At 69.8% G+C, this 26,268-nt stretch carries 21 protein-coding genes; 8 read left to right on the top strand and 13 right to left on the bottom strand.

Annotated features, from left to right (window positions below; translation table 11 throughout):
- The first annotated feature begins 105 nt into the window (after positions 1–105).
- From OG747_RS26290 to OG747_RS26280, 3 genes are all read left to right on the top strand, one after another.
- Complete coding sequence (locus OG747_RS26290) at positions 106–552, top strand: ATP-binding protein (protein ID WP_405881850.1); 447 nt, start codon at positions 106–108, stop codon at positions 550–552.
- Between the two features lie 103 nt (positions 553–655).
- Complete coding sequence (locus tag OG747_RS26285; RefSeq protein WP_405881849.1) at positions 656–1,579, top strand: hypothetical protein; 924 nt, start codon at positions 656–658, stop codon at positions 1,577–1,579.
- Positions 1,576–2,070, top strand: a complete 495-nt coding sequence (locus tag OG747_RS26280) for a hypothetical protein (protein ID WP_405881847.1) — start codon at positions 1,576–1,578, stop codon at positions 2,068–2,070. The genes OG747_RS26285 and OG747_RS26280 overlap by 4 nt, the downstream gene beginning before the upstream one ends.
- 94 nt (positions 2,071–2,164) lie before the next feature.
- Here OG747_RS26280 and OG747_RS26275 read toward each other — a convergent pair whose 3' ends face one another.
- Both OG747_RS26275 and OG747_RS26270 read right to left on the bottom strand, forming a co-directional pair.
- Complete coding sequence (locus OG747_RS26275) at positions 2,165–4,390, bottom strand: MMPL family transporter (RefSeq protein ID WP_405881846.1); 2,226 nt, start codon at positions 4,388–4,390, stop codon at positions 2,165–2,167.
- A 117-nt stretch (positions 4,391–4,507) separates the two neighbouring features.
- Positions 4,508–5,098, bottom strand: a complete 591-nt coding sequence (locus OG747_RS26270) for a TetR/AcrR family transcriptional regulator (RefSeq protein ID WP_405881845.1) — start codon at positions 5,096–5,098, stop codon at positions 4,508–4,510.
- Positions 5,099–5,309: 211 nt separating this feature from the next.
- Here OG747_RS26270 and OG747_RS26265 point away from each other — a divergent pair, with 211 nt between their 5' ends.
- Positions 5,310–8,720 (top strand): S41 family peptidase, encoded by a 3,411-nt coding sequence (locus OG747_RS26265; RefSeq protein WP_405881844.1) that lies wholly within the window; start codon positions 5,310–5,312, stop codon positions 8,718–8,720.
- 152 nt (positions 8,721–8,872) lie between these two features.
- Here the strand turns inward: OG747_RS26265 and OG747_RS26260 are convergent, their stop codons facing one another.
- The 4 genes from OG747_RS26260 to OG747_RS26245 all read right to left on the bottom strand — a co-directional run bounded on the left by OG747_RS26260 (position 8,873) and on the right by OG747_RS26245 (position 12,586).
- Positions 8,873–9,109, bottom strand: coding sequence for a hypothetical protein (locus tag OG747_RS26260; protein WP_405881842.1), 237 nt, complete (start codon positions 9,107–9,109; stop codon positions 8,873–8,875).
- Between the two features lie 86 nt (positions 9,110–9,195).
- The gene (locus OG747_RS26255) at positions 9,196–10,080 is read right to left on the bottom strand and encodes an SDR family oxidoreductase (protein ID WP_405881841.1); all 885 of its coding nucleotides are present in this window, start codon (positions 10,078–10,080) and stop codon (positions 9,196–9,198) included.
- Positions 10,077–10,994, bottom strand: coding sequence for an alpha/beta fold hydrolase (locus OG747_RS26250; protein ID WP_405881839.1), 918 nt, complete (start codon positions 10,992–10,994; stop codon positions 10,077–10,079). Before OG747_RS26250 ends, OG747_RS26255 begins: the two co-directional genes overlap by 4 nt.
- Positions 10,991–12,586, bottom strand: a complete 1,596-nt coding sequence (locus OG747_RS26245; protein ID WP_405881838.1) for a flavin-containing monooxygenase — start codon at positions 12,584–12,586, stop codon at positions 10,991–10,993. The genes OG747_RS26250 and OG747_RS26245 overlap by 4 nt, the downstream gene beginning before the upstream one ends.
- 154 nt (positions 12,587–12,740) lie before the next feature.
- Between OG747_RS26245 and OG747_RS26240 the strand changes: the two genes are divergently transcribed.
- The gene (locus OG747_RS26240; RefSeq protein ID WP_405885673.1) at positions 12,741–13,370 is read left to right on the top strand and encodes a MerR family transcriptional regulator; all 630 of its coding nucleotides are present in this window, start codon (positions 12,741–12,743) and stop codon (positions 13,368–13,370) included.
- A gap of 147 nt (positions 13,371–13,517) precedes the next feature.
- Entirely contained in the window at positions 13,518–14,246 is a 729-nt protein-coding gene (locus tag OG747_RS26235; RefSeq protein ID WP_405881837.1) for a Crp/Fnr family transcriptional regulator, read from the top strand.
- A 95-nt stretch (positions 14,247–14,341) separates the two neighbouring features.
- On the opposite strand, the gene OG747_RS26230 is transcribed toward OG747_RS26235, so the two are convergent.
- From OG747_RS26230 to OG747_RS26205, 6 genes are all read right to left on the bottom strand, one after another.
- The gene (locus tag OG747_RS26230) at positions 14,342–16,102 is read right to left on the bottom strand and encodes a hypothetical protein (RefSeq protein WP_405881836.1); all 1,761 of its coding nucleotides are present in this window, start codon (positions 16,100–16,102) and stop codon (positions 14,342–14,344) included.
- Positions 16,099–17,007, bottom strand: a complete 909-nt coding sequence (locus tag OG747_RS26225) for a protein phosphatase 2C domain-containing protein (protein ID WP_405881834.1) — start codon at positions 17,005–17,007, stop codon at positions 16,099–16,101. Before OG747_RS26225 ends, OG747_RS26230 begins: the two co-directional genes overlap by 4 nt.
- A 614-nt stretch (positions 17,008–17,621) precedes the next feature.
- Positions 17,622–18,299, bottom strand: a complete 678-nt coding sequence (locus OG747_RS26220) for a vWA domain-containing protein (RefSeq protein ID WP_405881833.1) — start codon at positions 18,297–18,299, stop codon at positions 17,622–17,624.
- A 19-nt stretch (positions 18,300–18,318) separates the two neighbouring features.
- Positions 18,319–20,115 (bottom strand): hypothetical protein, encoded by a 1,797-nt coding sequence (locus tag OG747_RS26215; protein WP_405881832.1) that lies wholly within the window; start codon positions 20,113–20,115, stop codon positions 18,319–18,321.
- A gap of 2 nt (positions 20,116–20,117) precedes the next feature.
- Positions 20,118–22,382: a hypothetical protein gene (locus OG747_RS26210; RefSeq protein ID WP_405881831.1), complete on the bottom strand. Its 2,265-nt coding sequence runs from the start codon at positions 22,380–22,382 to the stop codon at positions 20,118–20,120.
- Positions 22,379–23,185, bottom strand: a complete 807-nt coding sequence (locus tag OG747_RS26205) for a hypothetical protein (protein ID WP_405881829.1) — start codon at positions 23,183–23,185, stop codon at positions 22,379–22,381. Before OG747_RS26205 ends, OG747_RS26210 begins: the two co-directional genes overlap by 4 nt.
- Positions 23,186–23,421: 236 nt before the next feature.
- Between OG747_RS26205 and OG747_RS26200 the strand changes: the two genes are divergently transcribed.
- Complete coding sequence (locus tag OG747_RS26200) at positions 23,422–24,306, top strand: hemolysin III family protein (protein ID WP_405881828.1); 885 nt, start codon at positions 23,422–23,424, stop codon at positions 24,304–24,306.
- Between the two features lie 50 nt (positions 24,307–24,356).
- Here the strand turns inward: OG747_RS26200 and OG747_RS26195 are convergent, their stop codons facing one another.
- Positions 24,357–25,226, bottom strand: a complete 870-nt coding sequence (locus tag OG747_RS26195; RefSeq protein WP_405881827.1) for a lysophospholipid acyltransferase family protein — start codon at positions 25,224–25,226, stop codon at positions 24,357–24,359.
- Positions 25,227–25,533: 307 nt separating this feature from the next.
- Between OG747_RS26195 and OG747_RS26190 the strand changes: the two genes are divergently transcribed.
- Complete coding sequence (locus tag OG747_RS26190) at positions 25,534–26,211, top strand: lysophospholipid acyltransferase family protein (RefSeq protein WP_405881826.1); 678 nt, start codon at positions 25,534–25,536, stop codon at positions 26,209–26,211.
- The last annotated feature ends 57 nt before the right edge of the window (positions 26,212–26,268 follow it).

The following is a 26,268-nucleotide window of genomic DNA, read 5'->3' as shown; positions in this document are numbered from 1 at the left end:
CGGCACGGAGACAGCCGAGACAGCCCGAGACAAACGCCGGACAGTCACCGTACGCACACGCGCCGCGACTCCCCACCGTACGCAGAACCCGCCACGCTGAGTGACGTGAATCAAGAAACCGCCGACCCCCACGCCCAACTCGGCTCCCCCATTCGCAACTTCAGCGTGATCCTGTCCCCCACACCCCGCGGCGCCCGCCTGGCCAGGCTGCTCGCGGTGGAGCAACTCCGCAGCTGGGGGCTTCCGTTGGAGGCGGCAAGCCAGATCGTGGCCGAACTGGCCACCAACGCGGCGACGCACGGCCGGGTCGCAGGCCGTGACTTCCGGCTGACGCTGTACGTGGTCGGCGACACGCTCCGTATCGAGGTGACGGACACGCGGGGTGACCGACTCCCCCACCTCGACAGCCCGGAGCCGGAGGCGGAATCGGGCCGGGGGCTCGTACTGGTGGCGGCGCTGGCCGCCCGCTGGGGCGTGGTGCTCGGTCCGCCGCCCCGGAAGACGGTCTGGGCGGACGTGGACGTAAGCAGGATTCATCACCCACATGGGTGATCACCACCCGATTGGCCGTGTAAGCACATATCCCACCGTCATATGCTCACCACCGTTCATCACGAATGACGTCAAGGAAGACGTAAGGAGCGCAATCTCCACGATGGTCAGTTCCCCGCACGAGGCGATGCACCGGATCTTCCGTCAGGATCCGGGACTCTTCGCCCGCGTCACCCGCAAGCTCGGCATCCCGGCGTTCGGAACGCCGATCTCCGTCACCGAACTCCCCACCGACCTCAGCGAGAACCACCCGGTGGAGCGGCGGGTGGACACGCTGTTAGAAATCAAGGAGGCGGCCTGCAGCTACATCGTCGCCGTCGAAGCACAGGGAAAACCGGACGAGTCCAAACATGCCAGCTGGGCTTGGTACATGGCCTTCGTGAACGACAAGTACAAGGTTCCGCCCGTGCTCCTCGTCATCTGCCGGGACCGGAAGACCGCTGACTGGGCGGCCCGCCCCGTGAAGATCGGCCCCCCGCAGTGGCAAGGTCTCGCCCTGCGGCCCCTGGTCTTCGGACCGGACGACATCCCCCTCATCGAGACCGTGGACGAAGCCACCCGCGACGTCCCGATGACTGTTCTGTCCGCCGTTCTGCACGCCCGGGACCGGTCGGTCGATGCCACACTCAAGGTACTGGCAGCAGCTTTGAGGGCCATGGAGGCCCGCGACCCGGACAGCGCGCGAGTCTTCGCGGAATTCACCAATCAGGGCCTGGACAAGACCGAGGCCCTCAAGCTCTGGAGGCAACTCTTGGCCGCCGAAACCTCATTCTTCACGTCATCGCTGTCACAGGAGCTCCGCGACGAAGGTCGCGCCGAGGGGGAGGTCAAGGCGCTCGCCAACTACCTCCTCCACCATCTCGACCGCCGAGGCATCCCCGTCTCCGACGCCGACCGGGACCGCATCACCACCTGCGACGCCCCCGACACCCTCACCCACTGGATCGACCTCGCCATCACCGCCACCTCCACCGCCGAGGTGTTCGCCGAGGACCCGGCCACCCAGGAACCCGGTGAGAAGCAGTGACAGAGAACCCCCCGAGCAACGGACCGTCCGAAGAGCTCTGCCGGGCCCTCACATCGTCCTCCTGGTCAGAACGTTCGGACATTCCCGCCGAGGTCGCGGCCGAGGGCATCCTTACGGCCCTGAACCGCGTGGGCCTGTCCGTTTCCAAGGTCACCCCCCTCTCCGAAAGGTTCCCCGAAGAGCCCGTGCCCGTCGGCGCGCTGGCCCGGGAGGTCCGCGCCGAGCGAGTGCGCGAGGAACTTGCCCGGGGATACGGCGAGATCTACGTCAGAGAGACTTCCTGGGAGTACCTCAAGGGATACTCCCGGGGCAGAACGGCTGACGTCCTGCTCCTCCTCGACCGCCGCGGCGTCCTCGTCCCGGACGCCGACCGCGAACGCATCTCCAAATGCAACGACCTCGACACTCTCACCCGCTGGTTCAACCGAGCCATCACCGCCACCTCCACCACCGAGGTGTTCGCCGAGGACCCGGCCACCGGGGGCAAGTGAGGGCAATAGTGAGGGGCACCCCGCCACAACGCAGGGTGCCCCTCACCACATCAGTCAGGCCTCAGCCAGGCCACAGGCAAGCCTCGGTCAGGCCTCAGACCCGCACCAGCTCCCGGTCCTCGTCCCTGCCGCCGCGGCCGTCGCCCCTCTCCTCCGCGGTACGCAGCCCCTCGCCCTCCACGTCCACGTTGGGCAGTGCCCGGTCCAGCCACTTCGGCAGCCACCAGGCCTTCTTGCCCAGCAGAGCGAGCACCGCCGGGACGATCGCCATGCGGACCACGAACGCGTCGAAGAAGACCGCGATCGCGAGGCCGAAGCCGATCATCTTGATCATCGACTCGCTGGAACCGATGAAACCGGAGAAGACGGCGATCATGATGACGGCCGCGGCCGTGACAACACGGGCGCCGTGCTTGAAGCCGGTCACGATCGCCTGGTGGGGCTTCTCCCCGTGGACGTACGCCTCGCGCATCCGGGTCACGAGGAACACCTCGTAGTCCATCGCGAGACCGAAGACGACACCCACCATGAAGATCGGCATCATCGACATGATCGGGCCGGTCTCCTCGACCCCCATGAGGCCGGACAGCCAGCCCCACTGGAAGACCGCGACGACCGCGCCGAGGGCCGCCATCACGCTCAGCAGGAAGCCGAGCGCCGCCTTCAGCGGGACCAGGATCGAGCGGAAGACCACGATCAGGAGGAGGAAGGCGAGGCCGACCACCAGCGCGAGATACGGGATCAGCGCGTCGTTGAGCTTCTGCGAGAAGTCGATGTTCATGGCCGTCGTGCCGGTGACCAGCACCTGCGCGTCGGTGTCCGCCTTGATGTCGCCGCCCGTGTCACGGATGGCGTGCACCAGGTCCTCGGTCTTGACGGAGGACGGCTTGGAGTCGGGGATGACCGTGATCGTCGCGGTGTCCCCGGCCTTGTTGAACGCCGCCGGGCTGACCGACACGACGTCCTTCATGCCCTTGACCGTGTCGACGACCTTGGTGGCCGCGGCCTTGGGGTTGTCGCTCGACTTGCCGTCGACGACGAGCATCAGGGGACCGTTGAAGCCGGGGCCGAAGCCGTCGGCCAGCAGGTCGTACGCGCGGCGCTGTGTGGTCGACGTCGGCTGCGAACTGTCGTCGGGCAGGCCCAGCTGGAGCGAGGCCGCCGGAAGCGCCGCGGCGCCCAGGCCGAGCACACCGAGCACCAGCACGGCGAGCGGACGGCGGACGACGAAGCTCGCCCAGCGGGTGCCCATGTTGGGCTTGCCCTCCTTGCGAGCGGCCCGGCCGCCGCCGAGCAGCTTGCTCTTCTTGCCGGCGGGCTGGACCTTGCGGCCCGTGTAGCCGAGGAGGGCCGGAATCAGGGTGAGCGCGATGAAGACGGCGATGGCGACCGTGCCCGCCGCCGCGACACCCATCTTCGTCAGCATCGGGATGTTGACGACCGACAGGCCGACCAGCGCGATCACGACCGTCAGACCCGCGAAGACCACCGCGGAGCCCGCCGTGCCGACGGCCCGCCCGGCCGCTTCCTCGCGCTCCCGGCCCTCGGCCAGCTCGGCGCGGTAGCGGGAAACGATGAACAACGCGTAGTCGATGCCGACCGCGAGGCCGATCATCATCGCCAGGGTCGACGTCGTGGTGCCCAGGTCGAGCGCGTTCGCGAGCGCCGTGATCGTCGAGACGCCGATGCCCACGCCGATCAGCGCGGTCAGCAGCGGCAGCCCCGCCGCGATCAGCGAACCGAAGGTGATGACGAGCACCACCGCGGCGACCGCGATACCGATGACCTCGGTGGACCCGGTCTCGGGCGTCGCCTGGAGGGCGTCACCTCCCACCTCGACGGTCAGCCCGGCATCCCGCGCCTGCTGAGCGGTGTCCTCCAGTGCGGTCTTCGAGGCGTCCTTCAGCTCCATGCCGGACACCTTGTACTTCACCGAGGTGTAGGCGACCGACCCGTTCCTGCTCACCGCGTGGGACTTGAAGGGGTCGGAGACGGAGGTGACCTCGGAACCGTCGCCGAGCGCCTTGACGGTCTTCTCGACGGTCGCCTTGTTGGCCTTGTCGCCCAACTTCTCGCCGGCGGGCGCCTTGAAGACGACGCGGGCGGTCGCGCCGTCGGCACTCATGCCGGGGAAGCGCTGCTCCAGCAGGTCGAAGGCTTTCTGCGCCTCGGTGCCGGGGATCGAGAAGGAGGATGCGCCCGCGGTGGGCGCGGAGGCCGCGCCGACACCCGCGAGCGTCAGCAGCGCCACCCATATCAGGGCGACGAAGTGCCGTCGCCTGAAGGCGAGTCGGCCTAGTTTGTAGAGGAATGTGGCCACGAGTGCGTACTCCCGGTCAGGTCGTGGGATGGCAACTGGGCAGGGGAGATCAGCCCGACGACGTGAGCGGTCGTGTCAGGTGCGCTTACTGGGGATGATCGAGGAGTCGTACAGGGATCAGGCGCCGAGAGCGGGGAGGATCACGGCGTCGATGTACGAGGTGAGGTAGGCCTGGGTCGGTGGCAGATCGTCGATCAGGGTCCGGGCCACGAAGCCACCGATCATCATGTGCAGCACATAGTCCATCGCGGGGTTGTCCGGGCGGATCTCCCCCCGGTCGACGGCGCGCTGCAACGCCGACCGCATCTCCTCGACCTCCGGCTCGATGATCAGTTCCCGGAAGGCCTTCAGGAGATCGGGGTTCGCATGGATCGCCATGGCCAGAGCCCGCATCAGCGCGGAGTTCTGCTCCATATGACAGTCGTCCTCGCGCCGCACCATCGCGTGGAAGTCGCCCCGGAGGGACCCGGTGTCGACACCACCGAGCGCGGCCGGCTTCTGCTTCCTCAGCGCCCTCACGACGAGCTCGGCCTTGCCGCCCCACTGGCGGTAGAGGGTGGCCTTGCTGGACTTGGTGCGGGCGGCTACGGCGTCCATGGTCAGGGCGTCGTAGCCGACTTCCCGGAGCAGGTCGAGCACGGCCGCGTACAGCTCGGCCTCACGCTCGGGCGTGATCCGACTGCGTCGCACCGTCGCGGTCTCAGTCATCCCACTCACCCTCCGACTCCGGTTCTCACTCCGAACGACACTGTTTCGTACATCACCGTCGTACGTCTACGACGATACCCCGAGCTTCTGCGAAACGAAACCGTTTCGTACGTGTCCTGAGTCACGCGCACCCGCGCACCCGCACCCCTTCACATACACGCACACATGTTCACGAGTTGCCACGGCCCGCCCAGAGGAAAAGCATGGGTAGGTGAGCGACGCGCACGAGAAGGCGACCACCGGGGACAACGCCTCCGGCTACCTCCGCTTCCCGCACCTCAGCGGCGACCGGCTGTGCTTCGCGGCCGAGGACGACCTGTGGGTGGCCCCCCTCGACGGGCCCGGCCGCGCCTGGCGGCTCACCGTCGACCGGACCAAGGTCGGCCACCCCCGCTTCTCCCCCGACGGCCGGCACATCGCGTACACGAGCTGGCGCAGCCTCGTGCCGGAGATCCATCTCGCGCCGGTGGACGGCGGCCCCGGCCACCGGCTCACCTACTGGGGCAGCGCGGACACCCAGGTCTGCGGCTGGTCACCCCCGGAGAAGGACGGACACAGCGACATCCTCGCCGTCGCCTCGCACAACCAGCCCTTCTCCTACTTCACCTGGGCCTACAAGGTCCCCACCAACGGCGACCCCGGCGGAGCACTCCCCTGGGGCCCGGTCTCGGCCATCCAGGTCGCCGACATCGACGGCGAACACAAGACACTGCTGCTCACCGGCACCCCACCGCACGAACCCGCCTCCTGGAAGCGCTACCGGGGCGGCGCCACCGGCCGGCTCTGGCTGCACGGACGGCGGCTGCTCGCCGACCTCGACGGCCACCTCGACTCCCCCATGTTCGTCGGCGGCCGAATCGCCTTCCTCTCCGACCACGAGGGCATCGGAAACCTGTACTCGTGCGCGTACGACGGCTCCGACCTGCGCCGCCACACCGACCACGACGCCTTCTACGCCCGGCACGCCTCCAGCGACGGCACCCGGGTCGTGTACCAGTGCGCCGGGGACCTGTGGATCGTCGACGACCTGTCCGCGGACTCGGTCCCACGCCGCCTCGACGTCCGCCTGGGCGGTCCGCGCGCGGGACGGCGTACGTACCAGGTGCCCGCGGCCCAGCACGTCGACGGGATCTCGGTCGACGAGACGGGGCGGGCCAGCGCGGTCGTCGTACGCGGCAGCCTGTACTGGCTCACCCACCGCGACGGCCCCGCCCGCACCATCGCGGACACCCCCGGCGTACGGGTCCGGCTCCCCGAGATGCTCGGCTCCAGCGGCCAGGTCGCCTACGTCACCGACGCGGACGGCGAGGACGCGATCGAGATCACCTATCTGCCGCGGGCCTCCGGCGAACGCGAGCCGCGCCGCCTCGCCTCCGGCGAACTGGGCCGCGTACTGGAACTGGTGTCCGACTCGCAGGGTGAACGCCTCGCGATCGCCGCGCACGACGGACGGCTGCTGCTCCTCACCGTGTCCGATACCTCTGATACCTCTGATACCTCTGATACCTCCGACACCTCTGATGTGCCCGACACATCTGATACTTCCGATACAGCGGCTGCCGCCGCGGGCACAGAGGAGTCCGGGGACACCTCCCGGACGGAGTCCGGGGGAGGCGAGGTCACGGAGCTGATCAGGTCGATCAACGGGCCGGTGCGCGATCTCGCCTTCTCCCCGGACGGCGCCTGGCTGACGTGGTCGCAACCGGGAATCGGCCGGTCCCTCCGCCAGATCAAGATCGCGCGGATAAAGGACCGGCTGATCGTCGACGTCACCAACGGCCGCTTCGAGGACGAGAGCCCGGTTTTCACCCGGGACGGCCGCTACCTGGCCTTCCTCTCCTGGCGCGGCTTCGACCCGGTGTACGACGTCCACACCGGCGACCTGTCCTTCCCGCTCGGCTGCCGCCCGTACCTCGTCCCGCTGTCCTCCGCCACCCCCTCCCCCTTCGCCCTCAACCCCGAGGGGCGGCCGGTCGCCGGGGGCCTGGACCCGATCGAGGACGAGGGCGCCGACGGCGCGGTGAGCGTGGAACTGGAAGGGCTGGCGAGCCGGGTGACCCCCTTCCCGGTCGCCGCCTCCAAGTACTCGGCGCTCCACCCGGTCGCGGGCGGCGGCCTGGTCTGGCTGCGCTGGCCGATCTCGGGCGCGCTGGGCGAGACCTTCGTCAACCCCGACGACACCTCTGGCCGGCCGACGCTGGAGTTCTTCAACATCAGCAAGGCGAAGAAGTCCGAACTCGTCCAGCACCTGGACTGGTTCGCGGTGAGCGGCGACGGCTCGCGGCTGGTGGTCGTGGACGAGGGCGACCTGCGCGCCGTCCCCTCCACCGAGTCCGGCGACTCCGACTCGACGGTCTGGATCGACCTGCGCCGCATCATCCACGAGGTGCACCCGCCCGCCGAATGGCGCCAGGCCTACGAGGAGGCGGGCCGCCTCACCCGCGCCTACTTCTGGGAACCCCATATGTGCGGCATCGACTGGGACGGGGTGCTCACCCAGTACCGCCCGCTCGTCGAACGGGTCGCCTCCCCCGACGACTTCGCCGACCTCCTGCGGGAAGTCCTCGGCGAACTCGGCACCTCCCACGCCTACGTCGCCGCCGCCCGCCGCAACGAGGGTCCGGCCCACTACCAGCGCCTGCAGGGACTGCTGGGCGCCAACTTCGTCCGCCGCGACGGCAGTTGGATACTGAAACGCATCCTCCCCGGCGACTCCTCGGACTCCAAGGCCCGCTCACCGCTCGCCGGCACGGGCATCCGCGAGGGCGCGGTCCTCACCCACGTCGACGGCCGCCCGGTGGACCCGGTGACCGGCCCGTACCCGCTGCTCGCGGGCGCGGGCGGTACGACGGTGGAGCTGACGTTCACCCCGGCGGCGGGCGAGGGCCACTCACGCCGGGTCGCCGTCGTCCCGCTGATCGACGAGCGGCCCCTGCGCTACCAGGACTGGGTGGCCAAACGCCGCGAAGTCGTACGGGAGCTGAGCGGCGGCCGCTGCGGCTACCTCCACATCCCCGACATGGGCGGTTCGGGCTGGGCCCAGTTCAACCGCGATCTGCGCCTGGAGGTCTCGCGTCCCGCACTGATCGTGGACGTGCGCGGCAACGCGGGCGGCCACATCAGCGAGCTCGTCGTCGAGAAGCTGACCCGCACGATCCTGGGCTGGGACCTGACGCGCAACGCCCAGCCGGTGTCGTACGCCTCGAACGCCCCGCGCGGCCCGATCGTCGCCCTCGCCGACGAGGCGACCGCCTCCGACGGCGACATGATCACCGCCGCCTTCAAGCTGCTGAAGCTCGGCCCGGTGGTCGGCCAGCGCACCTGGGGCGGAGTCGTCGGCATGACCGGCCGCCACCGCCTCGGCGACGGCACGGTGATCACGGTGCCGATGAACGCGGCCTGGTTCGACGCGTACGGCTGGTCCATCGAGAACCAGGGCGTCCCCCCGGACCTGGCGGTCCTGCGCACCCCGCTGGAGTGGGCGGAGGGCCACCACACCGAGATGGACACCGCGATCCAACTGGCCCTGGACCTCCTGACCACCCACCCCGCGGCCTCCCCACCCGACTACACAGACGTCCCGGACAGATCAAGACCAAAACTCCCCCCGAGGAATCAGTAAGGGGCGCGCCCCTTACTCAGGGGCGCGAGGAACTGCGCGACCAGCCACAACGCACCCGCACCCGACAACGCACCCCCCGACCCCAAACAAAAGCGTGGGGCGCCCCCAATAAAGAGGGCACCCCACACCTCGGCCTGAGCCCAGCGCAGCGGCTACGCGTCGTAGTCCTGGTCGAACCGGTCCTGCGCCTCCTGCTGCAGACGCTCGTTCTCCGGGATCGACCGCTCACGCCCCTGCGGGGAACGCTCGCCCGGCCGCGGGGAACGCTCGCCCGGCTGCGAGGTGCGCTCGCCCGGCGTGCCCTTCTCCTGGCCTGTCTGGCCCATCTTCTTCTTGGTCTGCTGCTTCATGTTCTCGGCCTTGCTCTGCGTCTGGTCCTTCTTGCCCATGAGGTTTCACTCCCGTTTGTGGGTGAGGGGGATCGGGCTCGACCAGACTTACACGCACGGAGAAAGCACGCATTTTGGGCAGTTACTCACGGTGAGATCCCCTGCCGCCGCTGCTCGTCGGCCGCCCCACCGGCGCCGACCAGCCCCGTACCCACGCCCTTGAGCCGCGGCTCGAACCGCCGCATCTCCCGCTGCCCGACCGCCCCGATGATCCCGGGCAGGTAGCCCCGGACGCCCTGCATCCCGCGCAGCCACCACTGCGCGTACACATGGCTGGAGCGCCGCTCGATCCCGGCGACGATGCGATCGACCGCCGGCCCCAGCGGATAGGTCTTGTTGGACGGCCACGGCAGCCGCTGCCGCAGTTCGCGCATCACCTCGTCCCGGTCGGCGCCGCGCACCATGTCGGTGTCGGTCCAGGACAGATACCCGACCCCGACGCGTACGCCCTTGTAGCCGACCTCGGCGCGCAGGCTGTGCGCGTACGCCTCCACGCCCGACTTGGACGCGCAGTACGCGGTCATCATCGGCGCCGGTGTGATGGCCGCCAGCGAGGCGATCTGCAGCAAGTACCCGCGGCTCTCCATCAACACGGGCAGAAACGCCCGCGCGGTGACCGCCGACCCGATGAGGTTGACCTCGATGACCCGCCGCCAGGCGACGGGATCTGACTCCATGAAGGGCCCGCCGTTCGCGACCCCGGCGTTGGCGACGACGATGTCGACCTTCCCGAATCGTTCCTTCACCTCGGCCGCGACCCGAGCCATCGCCTCGTGGTCGGTGACATCGGCGTACCAGAAGCCGCTCTCGCCGTGCAGCCGCTCCGAGACCCGCTTGAGCGCGTCCGGTTCCAGGCCGACCAGCGCGACCGTGGCGCCGCGCGCGGAGAGCTTGCGGGCGAGGAGTTCACCGACGCCGCGCGCGGCTCCCGTGACGACCGCGACCTGCCCCTCCAGACTCACCCTGCTCATGCGCCCTCCTTGATCTCTCCGTAGGTGGAAACGAGCTCGCGTATGCGGGAGGTGACCAGCTCCGGCGCCTCCACCGGTGTCATGTGTCCGAGCCCGGTCAGTTCGGTGAGGCCGACGCAGTTCGGCAGCGTGGCGACCAGGGCGCGGGCGTGCACCACGGGCGTCAGCCGGTCCGCCGTACCCACCACCACGGCCGTGGGCACCGCCAACTCCCGTACGCCGTGGTCGAGATCGAGCAGGTCGAGCACCCGCGACCAGGCGTGGCGCACCGTGCGCGGACACGCGTGCACGATCCGGGCGCACACCTCGACCATGCCCGGCGACGAACCGGCGCCCATGGTCGCGTACTTGAGGATTCGCCGGGCGACCGGTGTGACGGGCCCGAGCGGCGCCCGGGATCCGAGGATCCGCCGGGTGACCTGGGTCCGCAGCCACCCGGCGGGCATCGGCACCACCCGCGCCTCGGCCACCAGCCGCGAACTGCCCGTGCTGCACAGCAGGGCCGCCGCCGCGTGCTCCCGGAAGCGCGGCCGCGCCGAGGCGGCCATCAGCGTCATCCCGCCCATGGAGTGCCCGACGAGCACGGCCTTCTCACCGGGCCCGAGCGTGGCCGCGAGCACGGCTTCCAGGTCGTCGGCGAGCGCGTCCGTGGTGCACGTCCCGCTCGCGGGACTGCGTCCGTGCCCGCGCTGGTCGTACGCGATCACCCGGTGGTCGGCGGCGAGGTCCCGTATCTGCGCGGCCCAGAAGGCGGTCGAACAGGTCCAGCCGTGCGCGAGGACGACGGGCGGAGCGTCCTCGGGCCCGTGCACCTCGACGTGCAGCCGGGCGCCGTCGGCGGAAACGGCGGTCAGCTCGCGCGCGGGCACGGGCGGCGCGTACGCCTCGTGCTCCACCTGCGTCAGTCGGCTCACGCTCCGGCCTCCGCCTTCTTCTTGGGGATGGACTCCGGGGTGGACTTCGGGGTAGAGGACTTCGGGGTGGTCGTGGGGGTGGTCCCGGTGCGCGGCTGGGGCGCCCGCAGCACCTCGTACTCTCCCAGGTCCACCCGCCGCGTCGCGCTACGGAACTCGGTCGTCGTGCCCGGCCAGATCGTGGTGTTGCGGCCGTTCGCGTCGAGGTACCAGCTGGTGCAGCCGCCGGTGTTCCAGACCGTGCGCTTCATCCGCTCCTGAACCTCGTGGTTCCAGCCCTGCACGGCGCCGGGCCGCGCATCGAGGGCGACGCGTCCCCCAAGGACGTCCAGCTGCCGTACGAAGTCGGCCATGTAGTTCAGCTGGGACTCGATCATCAGGATCATGCTGGAATTGCCCAGCCCCGTATTGGGCCCGATGATCGTCATCCAGTTGGGGAACCCGGACGCGGTGGCCCCGCGCAGCGACTTCATACCGCTCCGCCACACCTCCGCGAGCGTCTTGCCCTCCGCGCCGACGACCCGCTGCGCGATCGGCATGTCGGTGACGTGGAAGCCCGTACCGAAGATGATCGCGTCGACCTCGGCCGTGCTGCCGTCGGCGGCGACGAGGGTGGAACCGTCGATCTCGGCGAGCCCGGAGGCCACGACGTCGACATTCGCCCGGGTGAGCGCGGGGTAGTAGGTGTTGGAGAGCAGGATCCGCTTGCACCCGATCCGGTAGTCGGGGGTCAGCTTGGCCCGCAGACCGGCGTCCTTCACGGCCCGGGCCATGTTCCGCCTGGCCAGCCGCTCGACGAGACCGAGCTCATCGGGCCGCTTGGTGAACGCCTGGACCTGCAGTTCCCTGATCCCCCAGAGCCATCCACGCCGGGCCTGCGTGGTGAAGGGCAACTGCTTGTGCAGCCATCGCTCGGCGCCGCTGATGGCCCGGTCGACGCGGGGCATCACCCACGGCGGAGTGCGCTGGAAGAGGGTCAGCCGGGCCACCTCCGGCTGAATGGCGGGCACGATCTGGATGGCCGAGGCCCCCGTACCGATCATGGCGACGCGCTTGCCGCGCAGGTCGTAGTCGTGGTCCCAGCGGGCCGAGTGGAAGACCTTGCCGGGAAAGGAGTCGATCCCCGGAACATCGGGGATCGACGGATCGGACAGCGGCCCGGTGGCGGACACGACGAGATCGGCGGTCAGGACCCCGCTACTGGTCTCGATCTCCCACCGAAGCTTCTTCTTGTCCCACGTCATCATCTTCACTTCGGAGTCGAAGCGGAGGTGCGGGCGCAGCCCGAAGACATCGGTGACGTGCTCCAGATAGGCCCGGATGTGCTCCTGCCCCGAGAAGGTGCGCGGCCAGTCGGGGTTGGGCGCGAACGAGAACGAGTACAGATGGGAGGGCACATCACAGGCACACCCCGGGTAACTGTTGTCGCGCCACGTACCGCCCACACTCCCGGCCCGCTCCAGGACGACGAAGTCGGTGACCCCTTCGCGCCGCAGCCGCACCGCGGCCCCCAGACCGCCGAACCCGGACCCGACCACCGCCACGCGCACATGCTCATGCTCATGCTCGGCCGTCCCGACCTCTCCGCCCATCCCGACGCCTCCCAGCCGCACGACCCTGCCAGTGAACACTGGCGCAATGGGGAGGGTAGAGCAGGTACGTACTGATGGGTAGGGGTCGCGGCCACGAAAGTTACCGACGGTACGACGTAAGGTTTCGCACGTGGCGGAGAAGCGTGAGTACCGGATGGAGGAGCTGGCCAAGGAGGCCGGCATCACCGTGCGCACCCTGCGCTTCTACCGGGAGCGCAAGCTGATACCGCCGCCCCGCCGCGAGGGCCGTATCGCCTGGTACGGCGACACCCACCTGGCCCGTCTGCGTACGATCTCTGCGCTCCTGGAACGCGGCCACACCCTGAGCGGCATCGCCGAGCTGGCCGAGGCCTTCGACCACGGCCGCGACGTCGGCGAACTCCTCGGCCTCGGCGAACCCACCGAGGAAACCCCCGTCCGCCTCTCCCCCGAGGAACTGGCCGACGTCTTCGCCGGCCAGGCCACCCCGGAGAACCTCGCCGCGGCCCTCGACCTCGGCTACCTCGCCACCGACGGCGGCGAGATCGTCCACATCAGCCGCCGCCTCCTCGATGTCTCGGCGGCCCTGGTCCGCGAGGGCATCCCGCTGGCCGACGTCCTCACCGCCGCGCGCCGCGTCCGCGACCACGCCGACGCCCTCGCCGAACTCTTCGCCACCGTCATCCTCACCCACAACCGCACGACGGAGGACCTGAAACGCCTGCGCCCGCTGGCGAAGAGCGTGGTGGAGGCGGAACTGTCGATGGCACTGGACCGCCGGTTGCGCCGGGACAGGCCCATGTGAAGTCCCCGGCACAGTGGGCCGGTTCGCCACCTTCCCGCCGCTTGACCGTTATGGTGCGAGAGTCCGCCCGCACGGCCTCATGCGCACGGGCCGACGACGCGCCGGCTCCGGGCCGACCTCACCACGGGTGGACCGGAAGGAAGGGCGATGACGGCGGATTTCGGAAGTGGCGCGCCGGGCCGGCACGGGCCCGGCAGAACTCCCTTTTGGAGCCTGCTGGACGACGCCGCCCGGAAGGCGCTGCGGAACGTGGGTGAGGTGCGGACGTTCGCGGCACGCCGGCACCTGATGAGGCAGGACGACCTCACCGACCACCTCCTGGTCGTCGGCAGCGGCTGCGTCAAGGTGACCGCCGTCTCCTCCGCCGGCTATCAGGCGGTGCTCGCGCTCCGCACCCCCGGCGACCTCCTCGGTGAGCAGGCCGGCCTGGACGGCGGGCCACGATCGGCGACGCTGACGGCGCTCACCACCGTTCAGGCCTTGTGGATCGCCGCCGACTCCTTCCGCCAGGCCGCGCGTTCCCACCCGGACATCACGGCCGCCGTCCACCAGATGCTCTCGGCGCGGCTCAGGGACGCCGACCGACAGCGGACCTCGGCGGGCGCCGACACGGTCGCCGCCAGACTCGCCGCGCTGCTCCTCGAACTCGGCACGGCCTATGGACGGCGGCACGCCTCGGGAGCGGTCGAGATCGGACTGCCGCTGTCCCAGGACGACTTCGCCGGGCTGGTACTCAGCTCCCGCAGGACCGTCAGCCGCATTCTCGAGCAGTGGCGAACCGACGGCTGGGTGACCACCGGCCGTACGCACCTCGTCATCGACAACGCCGACGCGCTGAAGCGGGAGTGCGAGAGCACGCCCGACGGCAGAAGCTGAAGCACCCCCGTCGCCGCACGCCCCCGGTCCGTACCTCGCAGGTGCGTACCTCGCAGGTCCGTACCTCGCAGGTCCGTACCTCGCGGGTCGGTAGCTCACAGGTCCGTCCAGGCCAGCGAGCGCATGCCGTACGTCTCCGCGACGGGGTTCCAGGCGGCGACGAAGTCCTTCTTCGCCGTCGTGGCCCGTTCGCCGGCGCGCGAGGCGTCCTGCCACGCGTCCGCGGCGGTGACCTGACCGCGTACGCAGCCGCCCGACACCTCGTCGACCAGCCGGACATAGGCCTGGTCGGCGTCCCGCGAACTCTGCCAGGCCGTACGCAAGTCCGAGGTCATGCTGTCGGGAAGCTGATCGACAGCGAGTGTGTCCAGTTTGTCGAGCAGCCCGGAACGCGCGTCGGCCGCGCTGCCGAACACCTCTCTGGCGTCCTGGAGAGCGGCGGACCCGGGACAGGACAGCACCGACTGAACGGCCTTGGCGACACTTCCACGATTGCCGCTGTTGTCGACCAGCAGCCCGTTCAGTCCCTCCGCCTGGGCCTGGCGTGTCGCCGGGGTCTGGGTCACCTGGTCGGTGCCACTGCTGCCGGAGCCGCCACCACTGCCGGAGCCCGCGCTGCTGGAGCTGCCCGCGCTGCCGTCGTCCGCATGGTGCAGCGCCGTCCAGCCTCCCCAGCCGACGATCGCCAGCAGGAGCAACCCCACCAGCTGCCCCGTCCCCCGGCGAGGCGGGGACGAACCGCGCGAGGGCGCGTTCCCGCCGTAGGGCGTCCCGTAGGACGTCCCGTAGGACGTCGTCGAAGCGGGTCGGCCCCGGCCGGGCCCGGAGGCCGACGGCCGAGGGGACCCTGTGCCCACGTTCCCGGACCGTCCGCCGGCCGCTTGCGCAGGAGCGGCCGGCGTGCCGACCGTCTGCGTACCGACGGACGGGTTGCCGACGGACGGGTTGCCGACCGACGGGTTGCCGACCGTCTGCGCCGTACGGCTCGGCCAGGCGTTCGGCGCCGAGGCGACCGCCTGGCGCAGCGGTTCGAGCCACTCCGCGAGCGCGGGCCGGTTGCCCGGTGTTCTGTGCAGGCCGCGTACGGCCAGCTCGGCCACGGCACGGTTCACCGACCGTAGAACCGTCGGGTCGTCCCCCTGCTGCTCCCGCAGAAAGAGCCGGACGGCCAGCAGCGCGAACTTGTAGACGTCGCCCTGCGGTGTCACGGGCTGCTCCCCGGCGGGCAGCCCCCACGCGGGTGTCTGCACCGGCTTGAGCACCCACTCGCCGCCGACCCCCATGGCATCGCAGTCGATCAGGAAACAGCCGGGCTGTCCGGACAGCGAGAACAGCAGGTTCTTCGGTGACAGATCACCGGCCACCACATGGAGGGTGTGCAGCCGGTGGAGTGTGTCGGCCAGGGCGAGCAGCAGGGAGAAGAGCTGGCGGGGGGACGGCACCACCCCGACGACCTTGCGCAGATACGCCTCGGGGTTCAGCAGGAACTCCAAGCCCGCGGGCTTCTTCTCCCCGCTGCTGCGCAGGGTGATGAAGTACTCGTCCGGGATCTGCCGCATCAAGAACCCACGGACCGCCGCTCCCTCGGTCACCAGCGCGGCGGGCCACGCCGTGTGCTCCGCCAGCCAGCGCCCCTCCGGGGCCGTCATGCCGGGCAGGAAGCCGACCATGCGCTCCAGCGCGTCCACCTTCAACTTGCCGAGCGCGTCCTGCTTGTACTCCTTGTACACGACCGGCCAGGTGTTGTTGATCAGGCGTTTGTGGACCGTCCACACCGTGCCCTGGCCGCCGTCGCCGAGGCGCGGGCCCATGGACAGCGAGGAGTACGGGATGCGCGGTGCCCCGGTAGCGCTCACGGCACCTCACCGGGCCGCTGTCGGCGGGTCCACACGGCGAGTAGGGTCCGGTCGTCGTCGAACGTCTCCCGTGAGAAGTCCAGCAGGTGGGCCAGGGTCCTGGGCTCGTCCGGCGGGGAGCCGAGCTCACCGGCGAAGAGGCTGCCCACCATGCCGCTGCCGTCGCCGAGCGGGACGCCGAACCCGTCCGTGCCCACCAGCAGCACACAGTCCGGGGGCAGGTCGAACGACCTCGGCACGACACGCGGCGGCACCCACGGCAGCCCGACCACGGCGGTGCTGGAGATCTCGCCGCTCCCCTGGCCCTCGTCGTACAGCAGCTCGCTGTACTGACCGCTCCTGAGGCACCACGCCGAGGAGTCGCCCGCCCGGACCAGCGTGACGCGCATGGCGCCCTCCGGGGTGGGTTCGACCGTGCCCGCCACAAGGGTCGTCGCCAGGGTCCGGGCCGCCTCGGCATAGTCCTTCTCGCCGGGCTGTCCGCCGCCCGCGACCCGCATCACCAGCTGATACGCGGCCGCCCGCAGCACCCGGGACCAGTCCGGGCGCGCCCGGTCCTCGGCGAGCTGCGTCAGCACGTCGTTGACGGCCGTACGACAGGCCAGTACGGCACCCACGTGCGACTGCGGTGCGGAGGAGACCCCGTCGGCCACGGCGAACACCACCGCACCCGACGGCTCGTGCCAGGCCACGACCGCCTCGTCCTGCCGGGGCAGCCCGCTGAAGCGGTGCTCGTCGCCGCGGACGGAGGCCAGCCGCATGGTCAGCCGCGGAGTGGACCAGCCGTCGAACACCGTGTCCGGTCGGTAGGGGGCGGCCGGGGGCGGTTTCGGCTCCACACGCGCGGTGGCCCTGCCCAGGACGATGCGCTCCCATCGGGTGGGCGCGGGGCGAGAAGCGGGCAAGGAAGCGGGCGCCGCGTCCGCGGGCAGCCGCTGCCCCGGCCCCTGTCCCGGCCCTGGCCCTTGTCCGTGTCCCGGCCCCTGTCCCGGCCCCTGCTGTTGTCCCTGCGGCGGACCGTACGGCTGCCGGGTGACGGACAGCCGGGGGTCGTACGGCCCGTAACCCTCCGCCGGTGACTGAGCCGCGCCCGCCGACGACTCGGGCGACGGCGGTTGTTCGCCTTCACCCGTCCAGGCAGCGGCATCCCCCGGGGGCGAGCCGGGTCCGGCATACGGCTCCGGCCGCGGCGCCGCATGCCGAGGCTGCTCACGCTGTCCGTCGTGAGCGGGCCATGCGCTCGGCTCGTGGGACGGCGGGGCGGGGCCGAACGACCGCCCGGTCATCGGATCGCCGCCGCCGTACGCCGTTCCCCCGGCCCCGAACCCCACAGATCCGGCACCGGCCGGACCCGTCTCACCGGTCGCCTCCACGCCCACCACACCCGCCTCTCCGATCGGACCGCCCCCCTCATCAGCACGAGCGGACCCGTCGGAACTGTCGGAACCGTTGGAGCCGGACGCGTCCGACGGGTCCGACGGGTCCCGGCCACCCCGCCTCCACAGCCTCGGCGCCACGATCAGACCTCGTCGATCGCGAGCCTGAAGCCTTCGGGCTTCTCGACCACGAGCTCGGCCTGTCCCGACGCCATCGCGTTCCCGGACTCGACCACGCTCTTGGTGAGCGCGGTGAAGAACTTGGCGATGGAGTCGCCCAGCTGGGCGCCCGGGATCGACACGAACGCGAACTCCTGCCGGGTCGCGACGGACAGGATCGTCTCCGCCTCGGCCGCGCCGATGCCGAAGGCGATCACGTTCGGCGCCGCGCTGGTGACGGACCGGTCGGTGAGCCGACGGTGCTTGTCCTTCCAGTCCGCGCCCGAGTTCGGCTGTCCGTCGCTGAGGAAGAAGACCGCGGGACGGTGCACGCGATAGCCCTGGGACTTGAGGGTCCCGACGTCCTGCGGGATGCGTTGCAGCAGCGCGCCGAAGGCCGCGTCGTAGTTCGTCCCGCCGCCGGCCGACAGCAGCGGCAGCTCGTTCTCGCTTCTCAGGTCGGCCAGGATCATCCGTTCCGAGACCTTGTTGGAGAAGCCGAGGACGGAGAACCGTACCTTGGCGGCTGCCATCGGCTCCCCCAGCAAGGCGATGTGCAGCGACTTCATGCCCTCGTTGAGATCGCTGACGTACGGGGCCATCGACCCCGACTCGTCCGCGAGCACGTACACCGGCAGCAACTGCCCGAGTGTCTCAGCCATTCGGGTAACTCCCTCTCTCTCAATCCGCCGTGACCGGTCTCAGACCGTGTGGGCAGTCCAGACGCAGTTCCATTTGTCCGGCGAGCGCGCTCCGGCCGAGGTGCAGCACCGTGTTCTGCAACAGCACGGAGAACTGCACCGCCGACTGGTCCAGGGCGGCTGACTCGGTGGCGACGACGGCCAGCTCCGGCCGCGAGGCGATCCGCTGCGCCGTACGCACCCGACCGTCCCCGATGGCGCACGCCACGATGTGCGGCGCGTACTTGTGCCGCATCAACTCGGCCTGCGTGTCGGGCCATTCCACGTCGTCCTCGGCCTGCCCCACACCCAGGAAGAAGACAACGGGCCGCAGCACCCGGGGCACTTGCTGCTTCAGCCGTTCGGTCTCCAGCGGTACGAGATCGAGCAGCCGCTGGAACACCGGCCGGTACCGACAGCCCGGGGCGGCGCTGAGCCCCGGGACCCCGGTCCGCCAGGAGACCTCGGTGAGGGACAGCACCACATCCGCACGGTCGGCGTACGTGATCACCGACAGCCGGATCGCCGCGGCGACATCGGGGCTGTTGGCCAGCAGGGTCTGCAACGAGCGCAGCGCGTTCCCCAGGTCGGTCAGACATCCCGCCGCGGCCGACGAGGTGTCCAGGACGACGTACACCGGGACCAGGCCCGCCGGCGGCGCCGTCGCGGCCGTCTGACCGCTGCCGCTACCGCCCCACTGCACCCGCCCGCCGTCCTGGGGCGCGGGCCCGCCGGAGCCACTCAAACCAGCGGAGCCACTCGGGCCGCCGAAGCCACCCGGGCCGCCCGAGCCGCCCGTAAGGGCGTTTCCGGCGACGGGTGCCGCGCCACCGCCGGCTCCTGGAGCCCGCGACGCGTCCGGACGTTCGAGGACGCCCGCGACGCCGGTGCCGGGGGCGCTCGCGCCGAGCACCCCCTGCCGCAGCCCCGGCAGGTCGACCTCCCTGACGACGCCCTGGTCGATCAGGTACCGGACCATCTCGGCGTGCCGCTGGTCCCGGATCTCGTGCTGGGCTGCCTCGGTCTCGCGGACTCTGGCCAGCAGTTCGAGGGCGTGCGCGGTCTCGCCCGGGTGCCGGACCAGGTGCTCTCTGATCAGGTTCTCGAAGTCGAGCGGTGCGCCGCGCAGCAGATCACGCTCCTGGGCCTGCCGGCGCCGTCGGCCCTCCTCCTCGATGTCCTTGATGCGCTCCTCGGACATGACCTTGCCGACCTCGGCCTGATGGACGTACGTGCCGAGTTTGCTGCGCCGCCGGGACTCCTCCAGCTCCTGGATGTACCGGGCCGCCGCGGCGTCGGGCTCCATCTGGACCTTGCAGTGGTAGATGGTGATGCCCTCGGGGAGTTGGATGTCCGCGGCCAGCGCCCCGTTGATGCGCTGCTGAGCGGGCATGGCCTCGGTGATGGCGAACTGCGAGGCGTGCAGACGGATCTGGTCCGTCAGATAGCCGTAGACGACGCCGAGGGCATCGCGCACGTTCCCGCGCACCACGCGCACGGGGTCGTGGACCCGGAACCCCACATCCAGGGTGGCCTGAAAACGGTGCCCACCATCGCTGCAGGTCAACGGTGTCTTCGTGACGGCGGCCTGACGCCGGTGGTCGCTGAGGTCGACGGCGTAGCAGGAGCGGTTCCTGCCCAGTCCTAACCAGCGCTGCCCCAGCGTCCGTACGGACTCGACCTCCCAAGGGCCGCCGTCCACCGGATAGACGATCGCGATCGCCGGCGGCAGATCGGACAGCTCACCTACCCGACTGCGCGGAATCGCACGGTCGTTGAGGATGAGGGAGACGGACATCTTCACACCCTTTCCAGGTCGAGCTGTGCGTGCACCATCGCGGCGGTGAGGGGCAACGGGACGATCCGGTCCGAGTGGGTCCAGGCGTCGGCGCACTGGCGGAGGATGCGCCCCGAGCGCACATCGCCGTAGGCGATCGCCCCGACCATCAGACGGAACATCTCCCGCAGTTCGGAGTCCTGTTCGGCCAGCGCCGCCCAGCCGCCGATGACCTGCTCCGCCTCTTCGTGGAAGAACGCCTCGTTCAGGGCGTCACGCCACAAGGTGATGAAGGGGGTCCGGAGTTCCTCCCTGCGATGGGCCAGGAAGAGCAGCGTCGGCCACTGGGGGACCTCGGCGGCCGGCTTCACGTCCTTGGTCTCGACGACCACCTGGGCCGCGACGATCAGGAAGGCGAGCAGCGCGGCCCGCCGCGACCTGTGCTCCTCGGCCTTCTGCCGCAGCATGGCGAGCACGGATCCCGCCGCGTCCGGGTCGTCCGCCACCAGGTCGGCCAGCGCGCAGCCCACGGCCACGGCCACCGTGACGCTGTCGATCACGAACAGTCGGGCGATCTCCGCGACGGGGCTGTCCGACACGGCCGCCAGACCGTGCACCCGGGCTGCCGTCGCCCGCCCCAGGGGACGGCTGTCGTCGGCGTACCAGCCGTTGACGAGGGCGGCGGCCTGCTCGCGCACCCATGGGTCCTGGCACGCGACCGAGAGCGCGAAGGCCACGGCGATACGGCGCAGCGCGTTCTCGCTCTGCGCCCAACGGCGGAAGACATGCTGCTCGATGTGCCGGTAGGACTCGGCCGCGAGGACGCCGAGCCCGGAGGCGGCCGCGTACACCCGCACCTGTTCGGAAGGGTGGAGCACCAGCTCGCTGAGCCAGTCGAGGAGTTCCTCCTGGATCTCGTACTGGGTCCACGCGTGGAGGATGACCTGGCGCGCGTAGTCGGGGTCCTTGTACTCCAGTACCTTCCCGGGTTCACCGTCGGGCTGGTCCAGCTCCTGGGCCCGCAGCTGCACCAGCCGACGCCTCAGCGGGGTCACGAAGGGATCCTTCGGCCGGACGACGCGTCCATCGGGTCCGGTGCCCCTGAGGTACGGGCCGTCGTCCTCGATGCGGCCGCGCAGCGACCGGGCGGCCTGGGCGATGTCCTCCTGCGGCAGACCGTTGAGTACGGCCATGGCCAGGGCGAAACTGCGCGTCGCCGGGTCCGGCAGGCTCTCGGCCCAGATCTCGAAGTCCTCCGCCTCCAGACGGGCCCGGTGCTCCCTGAGCCGTGCCACGTCCACGCTGCCCGACTCGTGCTGTTCGCACAGGGCCGCGGCGAGGTCACCGGCCTGCTGGCAGGCGGGCGCGTCGCCCAGCAACTCCATGATCACCTCGCGCACTTCCGCGCGCGCCAGGAGATGGTCGGCCTCGCGCTCCCCCAGCCGCCACCGCGTGTGCGCGCGCACCACGGCCACTGGTTCCGGAGCTCCCGTCAGATCCTTCACACCGGCCAGCAGCTGACCGTCGGCCAGCTCTCCGCTCGCGACGGTGACGACCATCCAGGCCCCGGCCGCGGCCAGCGCTCCCTGAACCTTCTCGTAGACCTCGCGACCGAGGTTGCCGATGTCGGCTGGGCGGTCGAGCAGGAAGCCCACCCCCGTCTCGATCACCCCGCTGTCGCTCTCCAACTGCTCGGCGAGGGAGGCGAAGTCGACGCCGCTGTCCAGGTGGTACAGCGGCCCCTGGCAGACGCCGAGCAGCGCCCGCACGGCCAGCGCGGACTTGCCGTACCCGGTCGCGCCGCGCAGGATCAGGACCTTCTGCCGCTTCAGCGCCTCACGGCTGTCGGGCAGATCCTGATGCGCGCAGTAGGCGAACCGGACACGCTCCTCGATGAGCGGGGACAGCACCCGTAACCGACGTCTCTGGCCTCCCAGCAGCAGTACGAACTTGTCGCCGCCGACCATGTCCCCTTCGACGTTGGCGACGGCGTTCTGCAGATGGCCACGCCGCTGCGAACCCTGTCCGAGCTGCCCGGTGGCCTCGTACGACTCCGCGCCGCGGCCTGCCTGCGGCGTCTGCTGCTGTGCCGCACCGGCCTCCGCGCCCGGCTGCCCCGGGGGCCGGCTGTCCGGTGTGTCGCCGCCTTGACCAGCGGCGGGCGGCTTGGGGTCCGGCCCCGCCCCGCCCGCCGCTGTTCCCCCCGTTGTTCCCCCCGTACCGGCCGTCGGCTGGCTCCCCCCTGGAGCACCGACGGCCGGAGTCCCTCCTGCCGCCCCGCCCGTCATGGCCGCGCGGTCCCGGTGGTGTGCACGGTCACGTGCTTGTCTCCGCCGACCTGGTCACCCTGGACGGTCCCGGCGTTCATCGTGACCGTGCCGCGACCTCCGGTGGCCTGCCCCGCGGCACCGGCGGGCACGGTGTCCGCGGTCTGCTGCCCGGCGTCGCCCGTCTGCTGGCCGGCGTCATCCGCCTGCTGTCCGGCTGCGGCTGTGGGCAGTCCGGGAGGCGCGGGATACCCGGGCACGGTGATCCAGCTGCTGATGGCCTCGCCGTGCTTGGTGGTGAAGCCGTACGGCAGATAGGCCGCGGGATCGATCCCCCGGTGGCCGTGTCTGATCACGCCCTGATACGTCTGGTCCGAGACGGCGAAGACCATCCGCGCGGAGGGAGCGGCGGTCAGCACGTCCCGCAGTGGCTGGGCGTCCACCAGTCGGCACGCCGTGTTGACCGCGTCACCCGACCATCCCCGGGGATCCCGCGTCACGAGCCCCTGGTGCAGCGCCACGCGGAAGCGCAGGGCGTGCGCCTCGTTGAGCATATTCGCCTTCTGCGCGAGCTCCTCGTCCAACTCACGCACCAGGGGTCCGGCGATCAGGAGCGGAGAGACCGATGAGGAGATCAGCATCAGCACACCGTCGCCGCGGTCCTCGACCACGGTGTCCGCGGCCATGAGTCCAGCACGCTCCATGGCGCCGTCGAGGACCTCGTACATCGCGGCCCGCACCCGCCTCTGCACTGGATCCGGGCGCGGGCTGAAGTTCTCGATGTCCAGCACCACGATCCACCGGTGCGTGGTCTCTCCCGCCATGGACCCACCTCCCGAGGGCAGTTGCCGATCAGCTCCACCAGTAGTACGGCAAGCCTGGAAGTGGGGTCTACGCCATATGGCGCATTCACGGGATTGAATGAAAAAGGGTTGGGACGGGCGTTCGACGGTCGATCAAATGTTCCCGTAAGTTGCAGAAGATCACGCGGCAGAAGATCAGTAGCTATTCAGCAGGGTGCGGTTCACCGGCTGGCCGGCCCGATCGCTAGGGTGTCGGGGTGGGGAATCCCGACTGGTCCGTGAAGGATCTGTTCGCAGAGTTGGCCGCGATACGCGGCGAGTTGGTGGCTGCACGGAGCCGGGAGGCCGCGAAGGATGAGCGGATCGACCAGCTGCTGATCCAGATCGCTGAGTTGACCACACAGGTGCAGGCTCTGGTGCTGCGGTTGTCGAAGGACTCCTCGACCTCCTCGACGACGCAGGTTGTGGCTTTGGCCACAGAGCCAGTCGCCGGCGCAGCAGTTGGGGCGATCAAGCCGAAGTTACGTGGGTGGCTGCACGCTGGAGCCTTCCTACCCGCGCTGGCCGCCGGGATCGTACTGACCTGCCTGGCGCCCACCGCGCGCGCGGCGGCGGCGTGCGCGGTGTTCGCGGCCACTTCCTGCCTCCTGTTCGGAGTGAGCGGGGTCTACCACTGCGGCACCTGGAGCCCGCGGGCCCGCGCCCTGCTACGCCGGATCGACCACGCCGACATCTTCCTGATCATCGCCGGGACGTACACGCCGCTGGTGGTGGTGGGGCTGCCGCACGAGTCGGCGCCAGTGCTGTTGGCCATGGCGTGGGCCGGGGCGCTGATCGGCATCACGGTGCGGGTGCTCTGGCTCTCCGCCCCGCGCTGGGTGTACGTCCCGTGTTACCTGGTGCTCGGCTGGACCGTGATGTTCAACCTGCCCGCTTTCCCGCAGCCCGACGGCGTGGCAGTGGTGGCGCTAACGATTGTCGGGACCGTGCTGTACTCGGTCGGTGCGGTGGTGTATGGCCTCAAGCGGCCGAACCCCTCGCCGCGATGGTTTGGCTTCCACGAGGTCTTCCACGGCTTCACCCTCGCGGCCTTCGTCTGCCACTACACCGCGATCTCGATCGCGGTGTACCACAGCAGTTAGCGCAGCGGCGCACGCGGACGCCGAGCACGCGACAAGCCATGCTGCGTGCGTCAGCGAAGCCCGGGCCCCGGAGAGTACTCATCGACATATTCTTGTCTCGATAGTCGCTGCACCCCGCGCATGATTTCATCCGTGATTGCGCGAAGCGCCACGCGGTCGGATTCCGCCCCTTCCCCGACGGGGAAGTTAAGTGGTTGACCGATGCGTATGGTCAGCGGGGACCGCTTCGGCACGGTGGCGCCAGGCGGCTGGATCTTGTCCGTGCCGATCAAGGCAACCGGGATGACCGGGCAGCCGGTTGCCAGCGCCATCCGCGCGACGCCCGTGTGGCCCCGGTACAACCGGCTATCGGGGGAACGCGTGCCCTCCGGGAAAACCGCGAAGAAACCACCTCGTCGCAGCACCTGGACACCTGTTTGCAGGGCGGTGTCGCCGACGGATCCGCCGACCCGATCGACGGGTATTGCGCCCAGGCCGTGGAAGAACCGCGATATGAGCCACCCCTTGATACCTGGTCCGGTGAAGAGGCTGGACTTCACCAGAACGGTGATTCGGTGGGGCATGACCGCAGCCAGGAAGAACGCGTCGAGGAACGAGAGATGGTTGGCGGCGATGATCGCCGGCCCGGGCGGCAGGTTACGGATTCCGTCCACCTTGGGGCGAAACCATAAGCGCAGCACCGACAGGATGGTGAGCTTGAAGATCCGGTATGTCATTTTCAGGTATCTTGTCGCATTCGGCGGGGGCGATGATCGGACGGAGGATTCCTGCACTTCTCCATCCCGGTGTGCGGCCTTCGAAATGGGACCCGGGCCGCCCAAGCGATAGGAACGATAGGGAAAGGACGTGAAGATGACAAGCGTAAAGAGCGCCGCCGCGCCGCCCCCTTCTGGAACATCCCCGATTCTGTCGGGTTTCACGTCTGCGCGGCGGCCCCGTCCGCAGGGTGATAGCCAGATTCGCCCTTAAGGGTACGAGAGTGGATTAAACGGAGCAACCGAGGGGGCCGCCAAAGAATGGCTGTTTTGTATCGGTTTGCCGTGGAGGCGGGTGGGGTCGACTCGGCGGCCTGCGTGAGTTATGAGAGATCCGGGGGTAGTTGCCGCCCGACCTTCGGGCAGCAAACGCGTGATGCGGTGAATTACTGACGATTGCTTTTCACGGGTGGCGGGTGGGTAACGTGTACCCTCCGGGTGGACATCTCAAGGGCACAGGGGGAGATCAAGCGTGGAACGGCGCACGGCAGGATTTCGGCGGCGGTGTGGAAGCGGCCTGATAAAGATCTTCACGCTGTCGCTCACCAGACGAAGCTGGTCGAATCTGTCAAATATCCCTCGCGAAGGCGGCTGTATCATAGCGGTCAATCATGTATCGGAGTTCGACCCCTTGGTGGTATGGCACTGCTTGAGGGATGCCGGACGCTGGCCGCGTTTTCTCACCAAGGCGAGCCTGCTCGAAGCCCCGATTCTGGGACCGTTCCTCTATCTGGTGGGGTGCATACCCGTATACCGGGGCACCGCTGACGCGGCCTCGGTGCTGGATGCCGCGGCGGATGCCGTCCAGGCGGGGGACTGCGTCGTCATCTACCCCGAGGGAACCACGCCCAAGGAAGGCGATCTGTGGCCACGACGGGGAAAGACCGGTGTCGCGCGACTGTTCCTGGCCACGGCGGCACCGGTGGTGCCCCTCGTGACCTGGGGCCCGCAGAACGTGTTAGACCCGCGCACCCGCAAGTGGCACTTGCGCTCACGGACGTCGGTGACCGCCGTGGCAGGTCGCCCGATAGACCTTTCGAGATGGGCCGACACGGAGCCGACCGCCACCAACCTCAACGCGATCACCGAGCAGGTCATGGCGGCTTTGCACGTCTTGCTGGCCGAACTGCGGGATACCGCGGATCAGTGAGTCTTTGACGCATGTGCGCCGTTCGGCTACACGGCCGTGCGTGCAGCAGTTGTGCGG

Source organism: Streptomyces sp. NBC_01384, from assembly GCF_045040035.1.
In the GTDB taxonomy this organism is placed as follows: domain Bacteria; phylum Actinomycetota; class Actinomycetes; order Streptomycetales; family Streptomycetaceae; genus Streptomyces.
The sequence above is the reverse complement of the archived record's forward strand: the minus strand, read 5'-3'. Positions and strand labels throughout refer to the sequence as shown.

What these genes read in the sequence shown, in the direction of transcription:
- OG747_RS26285 (WP_405881849.1), top strand. Translation starts at nt 656, where the DNA reads ATGGTCAGTTCCCCGCACGAGGCGATGCACCGGATCTTCCGTCAGGAT.
- OG747_RS26270 (WP_405881845.1), bottom strand. Translation starts at nt 5,098, where the DNA reads ATGACTGAGACCGCGACGGTGCGACGCAGTCGGATCACGCCCGAGCGT.
- OG747_RS26260 (WP_405881842.1), bottom strand. Translation starts at nt 9,109, where the DNA reads ATGGGCAAGAAGGACCAGACGCAGAGCAAGGCCGAGAACATGAAGCAG.
- OG747_RS26255 (WP_405881841.1), bottom strand. Translation starts at nt 10,080, where the DNA reads ATGAGCAGGGTGAGTCTGGAGGGGCAGGTCGCGGTCGTCACGGGAGCC.
- OG747_RS26245 (WP_405881838.1), bottom strand. Translation starts at nt 12,586, where the DNA reads ATGGGCGGAGAGGTCGGGACGGCCGAGCATGAGCATGAGCATGTGCGC.
- OG747_RS26240 (WP_405885673.1), top strand. Translation starts at nt 12,741, where the DNA reads ATGGAGGAGCTGGCCAAGGAGGCCGGCATCACCGTGCGCACCCTGCGC.
- OG747_RS26235 (WP_405881837.1), top strand. Translation starts at nt 13,518, where the DNA reads ATGACGGCGGATTTCGGAAGTGGCGCGCCGGGCCGGCACGGGCCCGGC.
- OG747_RS26220 (WP_405881833.1), bottom strand. Translation starts at nt 18,299, where the DNA reads ATGGCTGAGACACTCGGGCAGTTGCTGCCGGTGTACGTGCTCGCGGAC.
- OG747_RS26215 (WP_405881832.1), bottom strand. Translation starts at nt 20,115, where the DNA reads ATGTCCGTCTCCCTCATCCTCAACGACCGTGCGATTCCGCGCAGTCGG.
- OG747_RS26210 (WP_405881831.1), bottom strand. Translation starts at nt 22,382, where the DNA reads ATGACGGGCGGGGCGGCAGGAGGGACTCCGGCCGTCGGTGCTCCAGGG.
- OG747_RS26205 (WP_405881829.1), bottom strand. Translation starts at nt 23,185, where the DNA reads ATGGCGGGAGAGACCACGCACCGGTGGATCGTGGTGCTGGACATCGAG.